The 16118-nt window shown below is 43.8% G+C and carries 12 protein-coding genes; 3 read left to right on the top strand and 9 right to left on the bottom strand.

What is annotated here, in order from left to right; all coding sequences use genetic code 11:
- Nucleotides 1-72 precede the first annotated feature (72 nt).
- The gene (locus tag JMW64_RS10520; RefSeq protein WP_201554615.1) at nt 73-966 is read left to right on the top strand and encodes a LysR family transcriptional regulator; all 894 of its coding nucleotides are present in this window, start codon (nt 73-75) and stop codon (nt 964-966) included.
- Between the two features lie 173 nt (nt 967-1139).
- The gene (locus tag JMW64_RS10525) at nt 1140-1658 is read left to right on the top strand and encodes a DUF302 domain-containing protein (protein WP_201554616.1); all 519 of its coding nucleotides are present in this window, start codon (nt 1140-1142) and stop codon (nt 1656-1658) included.
- A gap of 203 nt (nt 1659-1861) precedes the next feature.
- Here JMW64_RS10525 and JMW64_RS10530 read toward each other — a convergent pair whose 3' ends face one another.
- The 8 genes from JMW64_RS10530 to epmB all read right to left on the bottom strand — a co-directional run bounded on the left by JMW64_RS10530 (nt 1862) and on the right by epmB (nt 13241).
- Nucleotides 1862-2149: a DUF4031 domain-containing protein gene (locus JMW64_RS10530; protein ID WP_193008622.1), complete on the bottom strand. Its 288-nt coding sequence runs from the start codon at nt 2147-2149 to the stop codon at nt 1862-1864.
- Between the two features lie 67 nt (nt 2150-2216).
- The gene (locus JMW64_RS10535) at nt 2217-4526 is read right to left on the bottom strand and encodes a transglutaminase family protein (protein ID WP_201554617.1); all 2310 of its coding nucleotides are present in this window, start codon (nt 4524-4526) and stop codon (nt 2217-2219) included.
- Nucleotides 4523-5572 (bottom strand): DUF58 domain-containing protein, encoded by a 1050-nt coding sequence (locus JMW64_RS10540; protein ID WP_201554618.1) that lies wholly within the window; start codon nt 5570-5572, stop codon nt 4523-4525. Before JMW64_RS10540 ends, JMW64_RS10535 begins: the two co-directional genes overlap by 4 nt.
- Before the next feature lie 148 nt (nt 5573-5720).
- Complete coding sequence (locus JMW64_RS10545; protein WP_201555121.1) at nt 5721-6749, bottom strand: AAA family ATPase; 1029 nt, start codon at nt 6747-6749, stop codon at nt 5721-5723.
- A 218-nt stretch (nt 6750-6967) separates the two neighbouring features.
- Entirely contained in the window at nt 6968-7432 is a 465-nt protein-coding gene (locus tag JMW64_RS10550) for a c-type cytochrome (protein WP_201554620.1), read from the bottom strand.
- A 289-nt stretch (nt 7433-7721) separates the two neighbouring features.
- Complete coding sequence (locus JMW64_RS10555; protein WP_045444344.1) at nt 7722-9809, bottom strand: EAL domain-containing protein; 2088 nt, start codon at nt 9807-9809, stop codon at nt 7722-7724.
- Between the two features lie 353 nt (nt 9810-10162).
- A complete protein-coding gene (locus JMW64_RS10560; RefSeq protein WP_201554622.1) occupies nt 10163-12013 on the bottom strand; it encodes a hypothetical protein in 1851 nt (616 codons plus the stop codon).
- Nucleotides 12014-12233: 220 nt separating this feature from the next.
- The gene (gene epmB / locus JMW64_RS10565; RefSeq protein WP_201554624.1) at nt 12234-13241 is read right to left on the bottom strand and encodes an EF-P beta-lysylation protein EpmB; all 1008 of its coding nucleotides are present in this window, start codon (nt 13239-13241) and stop codon (nt 12234-12236) included.
- 167 nt (nt 13242-13408) lie between these two features.
- Here epmB and efp point away from each other — a divergent pair, with 167 nt between their 5' ends.
- Entirely contained in the window at nt 13409-13984 is a 576-nt protein-coding gene (gene efp / locus JMW64_RS10570; RefSeq protein ID WP_087815712.1) for an elongation factor P, read from the top strand.
- Between the two features lie 293 nt (nt 13985-14277).
- On the opposite strand, the gene JMW64_RS10575 is transcribed toward efp, so the two are convergent.
- Nucleotides 14278-16110 (bottom strand): GAF domain-containing hybrid sensor histidine kinase/response regulator, encoded by a 1833-nt coding sequence (locus tag JMW64_RS10575; protein ID WP_201554627.1) that lies wholly within the window; start codon nt 16108-16110, stop codon nt 14278-14280.
- Nucleotides 16111-16118 lie beyond the last annotated feature (8 nt).

The following is a 16118-nucleotide window of genomic DNA, read 5'->3' on the forward strand; positions in this document are numbered from 1 at the left end:
CTATTATAGTTTTTTCTATAGCGATAACAATGTGCTATATTTGCAAATATCTTTTACACAGTGGTAATAATCATGCGCTGGGATGGTATTAGCGAATTTGTTTATGTAGCAGATTACGAAAGCTTTACGCGCGCGGCAAAAGAATTGGGCATTTCTACCGCGCAAGTCAGTCGGCAGATAAGCGCTTTAGAAAAGCGACTGAATATTAAACTGCTGTATCGCACGACGCGTAAGGTATCACTGACTGAAGAAGGTCGCGTGTTTTATCAGCATTGCCGCGGGGTGCTCGATGGCTTGGATGCGGCTGAGCAAGCAGTGAGCAATTTACAATCAAAGCCTCAAGGTAGGATTAAACTGACCGCTCCTGTCACTTATGGCGAGCAGCAATTATTGCCATTGATCAATGATTTCATGGTGCAATATCGCGATATCGAAGTGACGGCATTTTTGAGCAATCAAAAAATCGACCTCATTGATGGCGGTTATGATTTGGCGATTCGTATCGGCAAATTAAGTGATTCGACGATGATGGCAAAAAAGCTCAGCCGTCGTACCAATTTCGTCTGTGCCGCGCCTGCTTATCTCGAAAAATACGGCATACCATATTCTTTGAGCGATCTGAGTCAGCATAACTGCTTACTTGGCACGCGTGACTATTGGCACTTTATAGAAGATGGCAAAATAGATTCTGGAAAAAACGCTGATAAAGAAAAAAACCTGCGCGTGTCTGGCAGTGTCCAATATAACAGCGGTCACAGTCTAGTCGATGCTGCGTTAAAAGGTCTGGGTATCGTGCAGCTGCCTGATTATTATGTGCAAAAATACTTAGCATCAGGTGAGCTGGTCAGCTTACTGAATAACTATCGAGAGCCTGAAGAAAGTATCTGGGCTGTCTACCCGCACAACCGTCATTTGTCGCCAAAGATTAGACTGCTCGTCGATTATCTAGCAGAGCATTTGGTTTAGCTATTCGTTTTGGCTTAGGCATTTTTTAAGGTGTGTTGCAATGCGAGGCTTTACTATGCGCGGTTTATTACGCACAATGCTACTAAGCACAAGGAATATTATGGTTCACACTAAATATTCGATCTTGCCAGCCATCATGTGCTGAATAAACAATGACAATAAAAGGACTTTTCATGCTTAAGATTCTCTCTATCGCTGCCCTAGCATTGGCAGTATCCTCTTGCGCCAGTGTTGAAAATATTTTAAACACGCCAGACAAAGCACCATCAATGCCAGCAACGATGACTGCTATCGATGCCGAAAAAGGCTTGGTTACGCTGCAAAGCAATCATTCCGTGCAAGATACTGCAGATAAACTGGCGGCAATTATTGAAAGCAAAGGTATGAAAGTATTTGCACGCGTCGATCATCAAAAGAACGCCCAAGGTGTCAATTTAACATTAAGACCGACGCAAGTGATTATGTTTGGTAATCCAAAAGCGGGTACGCCATTGATGAATTGCGAGCAAAGCGTCGCTATCGACTTACCACAAAAAATCCTCATCAGTGAAGATGCTGATAAAAAAGTTTGGTTGTCGTACAACAATCCCGAATACCTAAAGAGTCGTCACAATATCAAAGGTTGTGATACCCAATTGGCGAATATTGCAAAAGCCCTTGATGGTGTCAGTAAAGCCGCTATTGCAAAGTAATACCAAACCCAAAAAATACGATTAACGACGTCAGTTTTGCTTGTTCCGCTCGCCTAGTCTACTAGATGTCGTACTTGCACTCGTTTTCCTTGCTACTCTAATTTTTTGAGAGGGTATAAGCGTTGGGTGAAAACCTAAAGATATAAAAAGGTGGGATGCAAAAGCATAACCCACCTTTTCTATGCCTTTAAAAGATTAACGTATTAGTAATCCTCAGACCGTGCTATTTGCTCATGCAACTCTACTTTTAACTTCTTTGCACATTCGATAATCTTTTTTCGACCAGCAGGAATAGCGCCATATTGAATCGCCGTTTCTCGCATTTGTACCGTGACGTCATAGTGCGGATAGCTGGCGTTTCGATGGAATAAACGCTTATCCACTTCAATCAGTGCGGCAAAATCATGCAGCTCTTGCAGGGTATCTGCCAGCATATGGCACCACTTATAGCCTTTAAATTCTATCTGCATAAAATCCACATATATCGCCATAGAACCGCCTCCTCTATTATCCTTAATTTTTTATCATGTGCTAAGCAACGCTTTCACAAAACAGCCACTAAAACAATTCACTCGCATCTTTCTTTAGCTGTTTGAGTACGGCTTGGTATTCGCTATGATTGGTTCCAAGTGTGCTTAGACGCCCATAACGGAGCTGACGATAGTCCTGCCTCATCTGCATGATTTTTGCTTGGACAATATCTGAATGACCGCTATCTGTGAGCTTACTAGCTTTACTACTATCAGCGCTACGTGACACATTTACATCGCTATTTACATAACTACCGATATCATTAGTTCGGTCATCAACAGCCCTAGCCAAGCGCTCAAGCCAAGCCAGCTGACCTTCACTTTCATCACGAGCAAGTGATTTATCCGCTTTGCCAATACGTTTTGATAGCTGTGCAAGCGGCTGGTCTGCTGGATGCCAGCGCTTGCGGCGGCGTTGCCAAATGACAAAGACCAAAATAACCATGACGGTAATAGCACTAACTGCCAACCAAATAATTTGTTGCATGATTGAACGGATATTAAACCATTTAAGCAGCGAGTCAGCTTGTTTGTCCTGATCGTAACCGACGACGTCTTTTTGCCAATAGTAGCTGGCTTGGTCGGACAGACGGCGTAAGGTTTGTAGCATTTGATATTGCTGATAGCTGATTTGTGCGCTAGCGCCATCGCCGAACATTGCCGCTCCTTGTGCCTGCGTCAGCGCATCCATTCCTTGCTCGACACGCTCAGGCGCAACAAAGGCAGTCGGATCGACACGTACCCAGCCTTGACCCTCAAGCCAAACCTCCGTCCAAGCGTGCGCATCCTTTTGCCGCACCTCCCACACATTACCACCGCGACTCAGCTCACCACCTTGATAGCCAGCGACGACGCGCGCGGGTATGCCAGCGGCGCGCAGCATAAAGGTAAAACTGGAAGAATAATGCTCACAAAACCCCGCTTTGGTCTCAAATAAAAACTCGTCAATACGGTTATTATTCAGCCGTGGCGGTGATAACGTATAACGAAATTCTGTTTGATTAATCCAGCGTTCAATAGCCGCCATATAGCGCACTGGGTCTGAGTCTGATTGCGCAAATAACTGCTGTGCCAGTGCGCGTGCTTGCGGATTTCCGTCAGCTGGTAGTGTAAGATTTATACGTCGCAACTCATCCGAAAGAACAGGGTCAATACGCATCGGTGCAAATTGCAATACTTCATAGCGTAACTGCTGAGTGACGGGCTGATCTTTTAATAAGGTAAAGTTTGAAGTAATACTGACATCTTGGCGCTGGGCAAAAGGATAATCAAGTCCAAATAGCCAGTTTTGCTGCGTCGGCTCTAGGATAATTTCATAGCTGGTAGGCGCAACTTTTACTGAGTCGGGAACAGTTGCAAAGGCATTCTCAATCCAAGATGGCATTTGCGGTGCAGGTCGCCATTGTCGTTGCTGAGGGCTAGGACGCCATGTAATACCGTCAAAGTCGCTAAACACCAAACCACGCCAATATAACTGCTGTTGCGGCGGGCGATTCTCTGCAAACTCTACCCGAAACGCCAGCTCAGTCGATTGTCCTAAATTGGCAAAATCACCGGGTGACATACTGTCGGACACGCCAGTGGTTGCTTGCTGACCTGATAGCTGTACTGACCATAGTGGTGGCAAGCGCGGGAAGAACAAAAATAGCAAGACTAATAACGGTAATGCCCCGATACCCAGCACACCCAAAGTACGCAAGCGACCATCACCGCGAGTGTTGCCGTCATCATTAAGCGCAATAAATGCCAATAAAATGACAACTGCACCAACAATCACTTCTAAAGTCGTAACAAGACCTTGATCCATCAAAAACAGCGCGGCAAGGACAAATAGTGATAAATTTAGGACCACATAAGCATCACGCCGTTTATACATCTCCCACAATTTGCTAATGAGACATAGCACTAAAAACGCCACGCCCATATCCAGTCCAAACGCTGTATTGTAAGTCAGCCATAGACCTGCCAGCCCCAATAAAAAGCCGAGCATTTGCATGCCTTGATAGACACGTTTTAAATGCGCTGTTTTTTTAAACTTAGCTTTTATAGACGGTAGCTGGGCGGCGATGCTGACCACCGCAAAACCTATCAACCAAAACGGCAGATGCGCCGCATGAGGTAAAATAACGGTAATTTGAGCAATTAGTACCCAATAATAAGCAGGTAAGGCGAATAGCTTACGAGTCCATTTTGCAGCGCTATCCTGTAGAGCACGATCAGTGACGTTTTGACCCAGTGCCAGCTGCTCAAAGCTCGTGGGACTTGTTTCAGGAAAACCTATAAATGTGTTTTCAGCATCATTTGTAGGGAGTTTTTTTGAGTTGGTCCTATTAGTCATTGTGCTTTCGCCAACCTTAGCAAGCACGCTTGTGCAAAACTGTCGCCTTCACCCATTGGTGCAGTAGAATGGGTATCATTGGGTAAGCGCATATGAAATGTCACGCCCAGCTCACCTAATTTCATCGCCCCATACGCCAGTTGTGCGAGTTTTTGCTCATGATGTGCTGCTGGCATAGCCGCATAATCCAACGTTTGCTCATGACCGACTGGATCAGCAAAGTGCTTGGTCAACATGCCTTGACCACGTGCTACATGTCCCCACGACACCCGTGCAAGCGACTCGCCTTCAACGTAGTTATCTAGCCGCTCAAAATCATCTTGACCTTGCCGATATTGCCCACCTGTTGGCAAATCCTCCTGACTGGCAACGGCATATTGCGTCTGCCAATCAAACACTTCAGGTTTTGGATAGACCCAAGCAGTACGGGCAAAATAAACATAGGACCACGCCCGCATAATGCCCAAAGGATAAACCGTTTTTATTTTTAAGCGTGGTAATTCAAACTGCCCACGATTCTGCGTCGGTACTGGCAAGCGAATCACTTGCTCGCCTTGCAGTCGCGTCACCAGTATCGACTGTTTATTATCAGCGCTATGTTTGATTTTTTTATTGGCTTTTTTATCTTTCTTGCTATTAGCTTTGTCATCAGCCTGCTCAAAGCTAAATAACAACTGTCGTCTCGGTTGACGGCTCTCACTGCGCAACTGCAAAGTCACCCAAACAGGCGCGCCCGCTTCTGCCATAGTCACTTCAAGCAAACGTACTTGCAGACCTGAAATGTGCGCAAAGGTTACATGAAAGCTGATAAGCCAAACGCTGACCAAATAAAAACATAAACCTAATACCAAGTTATTGCCATAGTTAATGCCAGCAATAAAGGTAATAATTAATAACACCGCATATAGCGTCCCTTCACGGCTATAAAAGATATAAACGTTACGCAAATTGAGGGTGGCACTATCACTTTTGGGCGCACGCGAGGCAAACCAACGGCTTAATGCGGAAGTGGCTGGTACGGTTAAGGCTTTTGGCAAAAAGCGCATGACTACCCTATCCTTACCATAAAATTGATACTCTCATTCATAATTGGTGATAGCTTTAAAAATAAATACGCCATGAAACAACAAACAGCTGAAAAATAAGTGCTCAGATAACAGTGATTGTAATAACAACTATTGAAATAACCATCATTTAAATGACAACAGCCACTTCTGCCAATATACGTTGCGCGATGGTCTGCGTCGCCTGCCCACCAGTCACATGCGCTGGGACAAAACGCTGACCGAGGCGATGATCTGTGACCGCGGCAAACACCGCTTGGATATCCTCAGGTGTCACCTCCATATGCCCCGATACGTACGCATAAGCCTGCGCGGCACGCTGTAGCGACAATACTCCACGCGGTGATAAGCCATGATACTCGGAGCTTGCTCGTGTCTTTGCGACCAATCGCTGCAGATAATCCAAGACCACATCCGCAACATAAACGTGTTTAACACCTTGCTGTGCTAATAAGACCGCCTCGGTATCAAGCAGCGCATCTAAATTTTTTAGTAGCTCGCGGCGATCCTGACCTTTTAATAGCTCGCGCTCTGCGGTAGGCGACGGATAACCAAGCGACAAGCATAGTAAGAATCTATCTAGCTGCGATTCAGGAAGCGGATAGACACCTGCTTGCTGCAAAGGATTTTGGGTTGCAATGACAAAAAATGGCTGCGGCAAAGGATAGGTTTGCCCATCTTGGGTGACTTGCCGTTCTTCCATCGCTTCTAGTAACGCGCTTTGCGTCTTAGGGCTAGAGCGATTAATCTCATCAGCGAGTAGCAGCTGAGTAAAAATAGGACCTGCTCGAAACTCAAATTGCTGTTTCTTTTGATCATAAATGCTCATGCCTAAGATGTCTGCTGGCAGCATATCATTGGTGAACTGTACACGGCTAAAGCTCAAGCCTAATAATTGCGCCAAGCCTTGCGCCAACGTCGTCTTGCCCATACCCGGCAGATCTTGCAGTAACAGATGTCCACCTGCCAAAATACCACTCAGCGCAAGCTTAACCACTTGCGGCTTATCTAACACAATATGATTTAACTGCGCCATAAGTTGGGCAATTTTTTGCTGATTGTGACGACAGTCGGCAGCGCTAAAGGTCGACTTATGAATCACCTCTGCTGCTGATTGATGTGGTGTTGTAATGGCTCTATCGATGGCTGCGTGGGTCATAGTCAATTATTGGCTCATTTCTTATGGGATTAGTGTTTCTAGGGCGTGTTCTTATTTTAAAAATGGTGATAAAAATGAGATAAATGGCAGCCAAACAAGGAAAATAGCACTGATAATATTAAGATATTAACCAACTGTTTGACGTGGTTTGGCAAAATTCAACCATCTTTAGCCCATTTAGTCGCTTTCGTTTAGCTTGAGGACACGCCATAGATTGTCTATTGCTTTGAGTCATCTTCAGTTATCGGCGCGGCGGCACGAAGCGTTGACAGATAAGCGATGACATCTGCGCGTTCTTGCGCATCGGGCATCGGGTTTGATAGCATTTTTGAGTCTAGCATGGCTTTTTCTGCATCCGCAATATAAGGGTCGAGCGTTTGCGCATCCCATACCCAACCTGATGTTTTTAGCCCGTCACTATAGGTGTAATCTTCCAGCTCAGCGGCGGGCGCACCGTATATATTCATCAGCTGCGGACCTTTTTTGTTGAGCCCCGCATTCAGCTGATGACATTGACCACAAGCGTCTTGGTAAATGATCGCGCCGTTATCAGCATCACCTTCCGTATAGAGCGGCAATGTCACAGCAGCACGATGATCCGGTTGCGTACTTTCTCCGCAAGCGCTGAGCAATAAAACAGCAGCAAATATACTGCTTATTTGATATTTATTAATGATGGGCATTTTCGGCAATCTTTGGTTAAGGAATGTCAGCTATAGGTGAACAATATAGATAATAAGGTAGGGTCAAACACATGCAAAGTGGAACCCTCTTCACATCTAAACAGCTGCTTTTAAAAACATAACGTTATTTATTGGGGCATATCGAGCCAATAAACAACGCTTATAGGACAGTTTGAGTAAGGCTTTTGTAATGTATGACGATAAAGAATTTATGGACTATTAAGCCGTGTAGAATATTCCATAAATAGGCACTGTTGATAGTTACATATCAAACGCACTCTCAATGACTTTAGGTCGCAACCTTTATCGTACTGCTGGGTTCTTCTAAATAATAGCCTTGTAAATAGCGCGCGCCCACGCTCCAAGCAACGGACATGGTCGCCGCATCTTCAATATAAGGCATCAATACGTCCACATTGACTTCATTAGTACGCATAATAAGTGATTTGACAGTTTCTAAATTGTCTGCTGAGTCAATGCCATCCACATAGCTGCGTGCTAAACGCACCATATCTGGCTGCACAAAACTGACAATCTCTATGGATTTGGCAGAAGAACCGAAGTTATTGATGCCCATCTGACAGCTGACTTGACTAAGGGCGGCAAACTGTGTTTTTGCCACTGTAAGATGGTCTGAGACGTCTTTTTCGTTGAACTGCAAGGTGAGCACACCAGCTGCACCGCCCACCGCTTTTATAAGCTGACTGGCAACACTAGGCAGTTTTTTGTCTATCAATGAGGCACTAGTCAATTGCACTAGCAATCTGGCTTCAGGATGTGTTTTACGTACCTCATTGACCTTTTTACAGGCATTGATGAGCACCCAACGATCTATTTTTTCGAGCAATTTATGCGTCTTGGCGACTGCCATAAATTGATCAGGCGTCAATATCGTATTGTCCGCATCCGCCAATGGCAACCGCAGATATACTTCAAAAAAGTCGCTTCGGTCATTGTTAATATCATATATTGGCTGGAAAGATAACTCAAAACGGCTATTGGCAATGGCATCAACTAAAGATTCGGCAAGCGCATGATCATCACTATTGGCATGCTCGCTTGGATCATATAAATGATAGGTGCCGCCATGATTAGAGGTCTCTATCATAATCTGATTGATGGCATCCATTGCTCGTTCAAGCACGATACTTGGCTCTGCTGTATTGGTTTCGATTTTGACAATCCCAATACTGACAGTCGTACTGGTCGTACGCTTGTCTACTTCAATGAGCATATCACTGATACGTGAACCAATATGCTTAGCCAGTGTTTCAAGCTCTGTGGTGCTCTTGTCCTCGACCAGTATGGTAAAGGCGGTATCACTAAAACGACTCACATGCCCGTCTGATATCAGCTCATCTAATGCATAGGCGACTTGCTTGACGGTCGCATCTACCCCTTGCAAACCTAAACTGCTTCTTATTTTACCGACATTATCGAGCTGAATATACAAAAGCCCAGCCGTCATTATACCTTGACGTGCTTGCTGGTACACGATTGCCATTTGTTCTTCAAAGCCGCGGCGGTTGTTGATTCCTGTCAGGCTGTCTTTGCATTCAGCGGCTGCCAAACGCTTGGCGACTTCCGCACTATTATTATGGTTTTGTTGGATAATAACCTGCGTCACTGGCTCGCCATCTAAGGTCGCGGCTGCCAATTGTAGCTTTGCCTCAAAAGTACTGCCATCCATCCGCTTACTTTCAAAATTGAACTCGACTTCTTGGCGGCTGCCTTTATCAAATTGACGTAAAAACTGTTTGAAACCCTTAACGTTATCACCGCCTGCAATCAGGTCAACAACAGGCACGCCTATGGCATCATTAATCGACTCAAAACCAAAAAGCTGAAGATAAGGGTCATTGGCAAAAATATGGATGCCCTGATCAATATAAGCGACCGCACTTTTAGAGTTTTTAATCAATACGTTGGCGCGTTGCTCTGCTTCAGAGAGAACATGGCGCAACGTTCTAAGCTCACGGCGACTGCGTAAATTATCATGCTGTAGACAGATAGACATCACTACTGCCATCTCTTGGTCTACTTTGAGCGATTTGACCATCGTGCCGCTAATAATATCAGGTAGCCCCTCATCGTTATTGGCGGACGCTGCCATCTCTTCATTGAATAGGCAGATCATAGGCAAATCAATACTTTGCTCTTGAACGACGCCCACCACATCGGTGAAACTCATATCATAAGCATTGCCAAACACCAAGACATCCCACGGTTGTCGAAGTGACTTTAACAGCTCCTCTTTATCGTCCAAAAACCCTAAATTGATGGTGTCATAATAGCAACCTAGTAAGTGCACAAGGCGCTCAGCGTAGAGCTGATCGTCATCAATGACTAAGAGGTTTAAGATGGACTGAGTACGCATAAGAAGCCTTTTGGATCTTGTGATCTTATTTTTATGTTTGATACCCTACACCTTTTCCAAGCATTAACCCAGCAAGGAAAATACTATCAGGGATAGGCTTAGCGGTTTTTAGTAGATTGGCATCGTCTTTCGAATCAAGGCGACATCTTGGCGAAGCAAAAACATCGTATAAACGAACATAACTGTATCAATCATTATAGACAATAACTTGACTGATTGCAGACTAACTTATCATCATTATTCAGTACATTTATTCACTGCTATTATCGAATAAAAAATTCAATAAAGTAACCTTTAAGCCAGCATTTATTGACATTACTATTTGACAACTTTTCCATAGACGCTCAAACAAACTATAGCTGCACCACCTCATACTGGCTGAATTCATCCGTAATCAGCAACCTCTGCCCCAAACGTAAAGGGGTTTGTTTGCTATTAATACGCATAATGACTCTATCATCGGTCTGAAAGTAAGAAGTCGGTACAATCAAAGTACCAGTGGTTTGTAGTCGCTCATCTCTACCAAGGATAAATGCTGGCACAAAATGGCGACTACGCGTTTCTCTACCTTCTAAACGCAAGCCACAAGCCACTAGCTGATGTCCGAGTACTTGCCACTCGATCTCTGGGTTTTTGCTATCAAAATCAAGCCAGCGCGCCACGCCCATCGACCAATCAGGCGGCGTGATTGTATCAGATCGACAGACTAAAAAAAGGCTCATCATATGTAATGCTGGCGGTGCAGTCGTCGCAGATGCATTCTCATCACCCACTATGTTAAGACTGTCTTTATGAACACTTTCTTTATGAACACTTTCTTTATGAACACTTTCTTTATGAACACTGTTTTTATGAACACTGTTTTTATGAAAGCCATCTTTATGAAAGCGGTCTTTATGAAAGCGGTCTTTATTTAAAGTATCTACTGTTGATGATAGTCGCAGGGTGCGAAATAGTGACAAATCATCATTACGATCAAAGGTTTCACTGGCTAATACGTGGCTGCTGTCTTGTTTTTTATTCACGGTATCATAACGAGGACGCTGCTCATCTGGTAACTCTTTTATAGCGATTAAACTGGCAAAGCTATGCGAATGGCTCACCCGATAATGGATATTATTAAAACCCGTAATCAAAACAGCGTCTTCTTTCGCACTATGTTTAGTCGCTAGGGTAAGCGGCGGCTGTAAATAGCGGTAATTAAGCGTCATCGCTATTTTATTAAGCAAGTGACTTTCAACGCCGTCACCCCCTTCCTTAACTAAAGCCTGTTTGCGTCGTTTAAGATACTCAACCAGCGGGGCAATTTCTATAAATAAACAGTGATAGCGATCGTCGTATGGGTTGATTGTAGAGCTGGCCGTCAGGTAAGTTGGCGGATTGTCACTTTGTAAATCAACGAACACGCGGGTCTCGGTGGTTGGCTCAATCGTCGCAACGATATGCTTAGCCCATTCAGGTAACAAACGTTGGACGAGCAGAATATTGGGACGACGCATGGCACGTACATTTAATAGACTGTATAAACAAATTTGGCAATACAGCTGATGAACCGTCTTGGCACGCTGGGTGCCTGCCGTAACAATCATATTAATCTCAGCCGCATGGTACTGATAAGCAAGATAATACAGCTGATTGATTTTGTGCCATAAGTAAGATGAGGGTTTTTGATAGCACAGTGCTTCTTCACCCAATAGCTTCTGGTACATCAGCAGCGTCTGGTAAATAGCAATGGCGAGTGTCGTTGATGAGGACTTATCACCATTAAAATAGCGCTGCCAGCCATTACTTGCAGCGTATTTTCGCTGATTATTGAGCAATGAAGTTTTATGACGTATCACTCTGTCATAGACCATAATCATTGAATAGTATAGCGACTTTATTTGAGCCACATAACCCATTTGAATGTCGCTAAGCGCACCTGTCTCATAAATATAAGACTGTCGCAAAGTGGCAATTAACTGATCTGAGGCGTCTATCACCGTCGCCATAAGGGTAAGACGTTGCGACTCATCTATATTGGCCACGCGTAGTACCGTAAGTATTTTTGCCAATTGTTCAGCTTGCTGTGCTTGCGTTTGCGAAGGTAACACTGCCAACAACTTTAGCAAATAACCTTCTTGACCATTAGCGGATCGCTTAGAAACTAGTGGCAATGCCTCTGTAGAAGATAGGTGCTCTTGAAACGTCGATAAAGTTATCATCAGTATTCCTAGTAACCTTGAGTAACTTGGCAGGAGGCAAATATTCAACCATGCCGTATGCAACAACACAAGATAAAAGATACAAATCAGCAGCAACCATCAAAATCGACAGCACCCATTTTTAGTAACGATTAATTTCTATAGCATCATCTAACCGCACGCCTATCTTCTAAAAACCACGCTTTGTTCACTAATTTTTCAATATACCATAGTGCCTATATTAACGATCATTGTAAATATCAATCGGTACTTTGAAAGGTTTATTTGGTAGCTCTCTCACCAGCTTGGGTACCAAGTAACCAGGGAGTACTGCCAACAATGACCAATACAGCTCAATTGCAAAGCGTTCATCATTATCGAAATGTGCGGCTCCAGCCACTTTATCCAGTACGTGCAAATAATAAGGCAACACACCAGCAGAAAATAAACGCTGACTTAATTGTGTTTGAACAGCAACGCTATCATTGATGCCTTTTAATAGCACCGCTTGATTCAATAAAGTGATGCCAGCCGCTCGAGCACGTTGCAGATGCTCTGCTGTTAAGGCATCGATTTCATTGGCATGATTACAGTGGATGACCATCACAATATGACAGCGACTTTGAGACAGTCTGGTCAATAACGCATCATCCAAACGCGATGGGATGACCAGCGGCAAGCGCGTATGCAGACGAATAGTGGTCAATTGCGGAAGTGACTCTAGTGTATCTAGCCAAGCAAACAGGCGTCTATTTGTCACATTCAGTGGATCACCGCCACTCAAAATCACCTCATTGATCTCAGGGTGTGCGGTAATGTAATCAATGATATTTTCTTTGGCATCAGCCGTCGGCATATTGGCACTATAGTCAAAATGCTGACGGAAACAGTAACGACAATGAATGGCACAAGCACCTGTCACGGTCAATAATACTCTGGATTGGTACTTATGCAGCATACCCTTGACTGGGTTTTGCGTATTCTCGCTCAAGGGATCTGCCACATAGCCCGTTACCTTGATTTGCTCGCGTTGATCAGGCAATACTTGTCTCAGTAAAGGATCATTGCTATCGCCGATACTCATTTTTGCCACAAATCCACGTGGTACGCGCAGCTCAAAATGCTTAGGTACATAAACCTCTGCACGCAATGATTCTAGCCTTAGGATGCTTAACAGCTCATCGATAGAGGTAATGGCCTCGGATAATTGCGTTTGCCAGTTTTTTTGTGTGATTAAATGGTTTATCATGACAACCTAATACCTGTGCCCAAAAGTCGCTATTATACGCGCTTAGTGCGTAGCCTATCAAAGCATACGACCTATCCTTTAAACACTTAGCGTAATAAGCGATTTTAACGCAGCAAGCTATTCATTCCCTTATCTACCACCCTATTTATAACCCCTAGGAGTTTCTTGTGGCAAGTTTTTCTACTAATGAATTTAAAGCTGGTCTAAAAGTCATGCTCGATGGCAACCCTTGTGCCATTCTTGAAAACGAGTTTGTCAAACCAGGTAAAGGTCAAGCCTTTAACCGTGTTAAATTGCGCAACCTTCGTAGTGGTAAAGTATTGGAACAAACCTTTAAGTCAGGCGATAGCTTAGAAGCTGCTGATGTCATGGACACTGAAATGAACTATCTATATAACGATGGTGAGTTTTGGCATTTCATGCACCCTGAAAGTTTTGAGCAGATTCAAGCGGACAAAACAGCGATGGGCGATTCAATAAAGTGGCTAAAAGAAAACAGCAATGCACTATGTACCATCACTTTATTCAACGGTACTCCTCTTTCAGTAACACCGCCTAACTTTGTTGAGTTGCAAATCACTGAAACAGATCCTGGTGTGCGTGGTGATACTTCAGGTGGTGGCGGCAAACCTGCCAAGTTAGAGACAGGTGCTGTCGTCCGTGTGCCATTATTTGTACAACAAGAAGAAATCGTACGTGTTGATACTCGCACAGGTGACTATCAAACTCGCGTTAGCCAATAGTATGTAAAAGTCATAGCGCTCGACATAATAGAACTTACATAGTAGAACTTAACAGTTAGCCTCTAGCTGTTATTCCACAAAAAAGCTGAACCACTGATAAAGCGGTTCAGCTTTTTTTATTTATGAATATTGTCTCTGTAGTTAATTTGATTGAAAAGTATTCCAACGCAACCGAGTAAAATTCATATGGAGTATGTCAAACAAGGTTAACGCTATGGTTTTTTATAGTGGATGAACTGTCGCTATTGATGACAGCGATGATAAATAACCTTCTATAAATATCTACCAAAGCACTACTCTTCTGCTGATGAATGTTTCTGTATCAGCCAATATTGTACCAATGCATTCAACTGCTCTTGTTTAAAAGGCTTGGTACAGTAATCTTGCATCCCAACTTTTAAATACTTTTCGCGCTCACCGTCCATTGCATTGGCGGTCAACGCAATAATAGGTGGTAATGATTGAGGATCATAGAGTTCATGCAATTTAATAGTGGCCTGTACGCCATCTAAAATAGGCATATGATGGTCCATTAAAATGACATCATAACGCTCAGGTGAGAGCGCAAAAATTTCAATAGCCTGCTGCCCATCAGTGACATGCGTGACCGTATGACCACTATTATTCAGGGCTTTTTTAGCGATAATGGCATTGACGGTATCGTCTTCAACCAACAATATATGACCAGCACGCTCATGGGTTGATTCAATCATCGTAAAGTCATTTGAATCTTGCCACATCTCATACTGGTTTTCATCAATAGTCGGTAGCGGTAATAAAACACTGAACGTAGTGCCCACACCCACTTCGCTATCCACATCGATATAACCACCCATCAAATCAACCAAAGACTTACAAACCGAGAGCCCTAGACCTGTGCCACCATAAAGACGGTGGGTGAATTTATTTGCTTGGTCATAAGCATCAAATATCGCATCTAATGACTCAGCTTTGATGCCGACACCCGTATCTGTGACTTCAATGCATAAGGTCATGACTTCATGATAGATGGTATTACTGATAGCTTCTTGAGCCGTTATTTTGCTGAGATCACTTGCCGAAATACCTTGAGCGCGATATTGGTCAGCGCTGTCATCGTCAAAACCATCACAATGACAATTGGGTACATGTTTGACATCAATAGTGACTCGCCCGCCCTCACGAGTGAATTTAATCGCATTATTAACAAGGTTTGCTAAAATTTGTTTGAGGCGTACCGGATCGCCTTGTACATAGGGCGATAACGACTCGGTATAATGGTAGTCTAAAATAAGCCCTCGCTGACGTGCTTTAACAGCAAAGAGGCTGACCACCTCATTACATAATGCGGATAAGTTAACAGGAATAGAATCAATGGTCATTTTCCCAGATTCTACTTTCGATAAATCTAAAATCCCGTTAATGATCGCCATCAAATGCTCATTGGAAACTTTGATATTGTCCACGTATTCTTGTTGTTCACTGCTAAGTTTGGTCTCACCGAGCATCTCCACCATACCAATAATGCCATTCATCGGTGTGCGGATTTCATGACTCATATTGGCCAAAAAGTCTGATTTCATCTCATTGGCATGTTTGGCATCACGCTGCTTATCCTGTAGCTGCAAGGCATCTGCCGCCATCATCGCAAATTGAGCCAACACCTTTGCTTTTTGCTCATCAAAGTCATGATTGGGCTTCATATCCATCACACACAGCGAGCCCAAACGATAGCTTTTATTGTCCTCATGCAAGATAATTGGCGCACCAGCATAAAACTGTAGGTATGGCGATTCTGTCACTAGGGGATTGTGGCTAAAGCGGCTGTCTTTAGTTAAGTCCGATACTACAAAGACGTCGTTAGAAAGCACGGTATAATTGCAAATAGCTACTTCACGCGTCGTGCGGCAAACACCGCCCAGTCCTTGGACAGATTTTAGATACTGTGTTTCTTCATCCATGAAAGTAATGGTCACGACTGGTACATCAAAAAATAGCTTCGCCAGATCAATTAGGCGCTTAAATGCAGGCTCATCATTGTCATTGAGCACCTGATACTTCCTAAGCTTATTGATGCGTTCTACTTCATCTGCCGCCACTGGGTAGCTGTGTTTAGGTGCGTTCAATATAGACAAGATAGACTCCATTAAATACG

Source organism: Psychrobacter immobilis (assembly GCF_904846065.1).
Classification (GTDB): Bacteria; Pseudomonadota; Gammaproteobacteria; order Pseudomonadales; family Moraxellaceae; genus Psychrobacter; species Psychrobacter immobilis_H.

Bases quoted from the DNA above. Each gene is read 5' to 3' on its own strand.
- JMW64_RS10560 (WP_201554622.1), bottom strand. From the start codon at position 12,013: ATGATAACTTTATCGACGTTTCAAGAGCACCTATCTTCTACAGAGGCA.
- JMW64_RS10545 (WP_201555121.1), bottom strand. From the start codon at position 6,749: ATGACCCACGCAGCCATCGATAGAGCCATTACAACACCACATCAATCA.
- JMW64_RS10575 (WP_201554627.1), bottom strand. From the start codon at position 16,110: ATGGAGTCTATCTTGTCTATATTGAACGCACCTAAACACAGCTACCCA.
- JMW64_RS10555 (WP_045444344.1), bottom strand. From the start codon at position 9,809: ATGCGTACTCAGTCCATCTTAAACCTCTTAGTCATTGATGACGATCAG.
- epmB (WP_201554624.1), bottom strand. From the start codon at position 13,241: ATGATAAACCATTTAATCACACAAAAAAACTGGCAAACGCAATTATCC.
- JMW64_RS10520 (WP_201554615.1), top strand. From the start codon at position 73: ATGCGCTGGGATGGTATTAGCGAATTTGTTTATGTAGCAGATTACGAA.
- JMW64_RS10550 (WP_201554620.1), bottom strand. From the start codon at position 7,432: ATGCCCATCATTAATAAATATCAAATAAGCAGTATATTTGCTGCTGTT.
- JMW64_RS10540 (WP_201554618.1), bottom strand. From the start codon at position 5,572: ATGCGCTTTTTGCCAAAAGCCTTAACCGTACCAGCCACTTCCGCATTA.
- JMW64_RS10525 (WP_201554616.1), top strand. From the start codon at position 1,140: ATGCTTAAGATTCTCTCTATCGCTGCCCTAGCATTGGCAGTATCCTCT.
- JMW64_RS10530 (WP_193008622.1), bottom strand. From the start codon at position 2,149: ATGGCGATATATGTGGATTTTATGCAGATAGAATTTAAAGGCTATAAG.
- JMW64_RS10535 (WP_201554617.1), bottom strand. From the start codon at position 4,526: ATGACTAATAGGACCAACTCAAAAAAACTCCCTACAAATGATGCTGAA.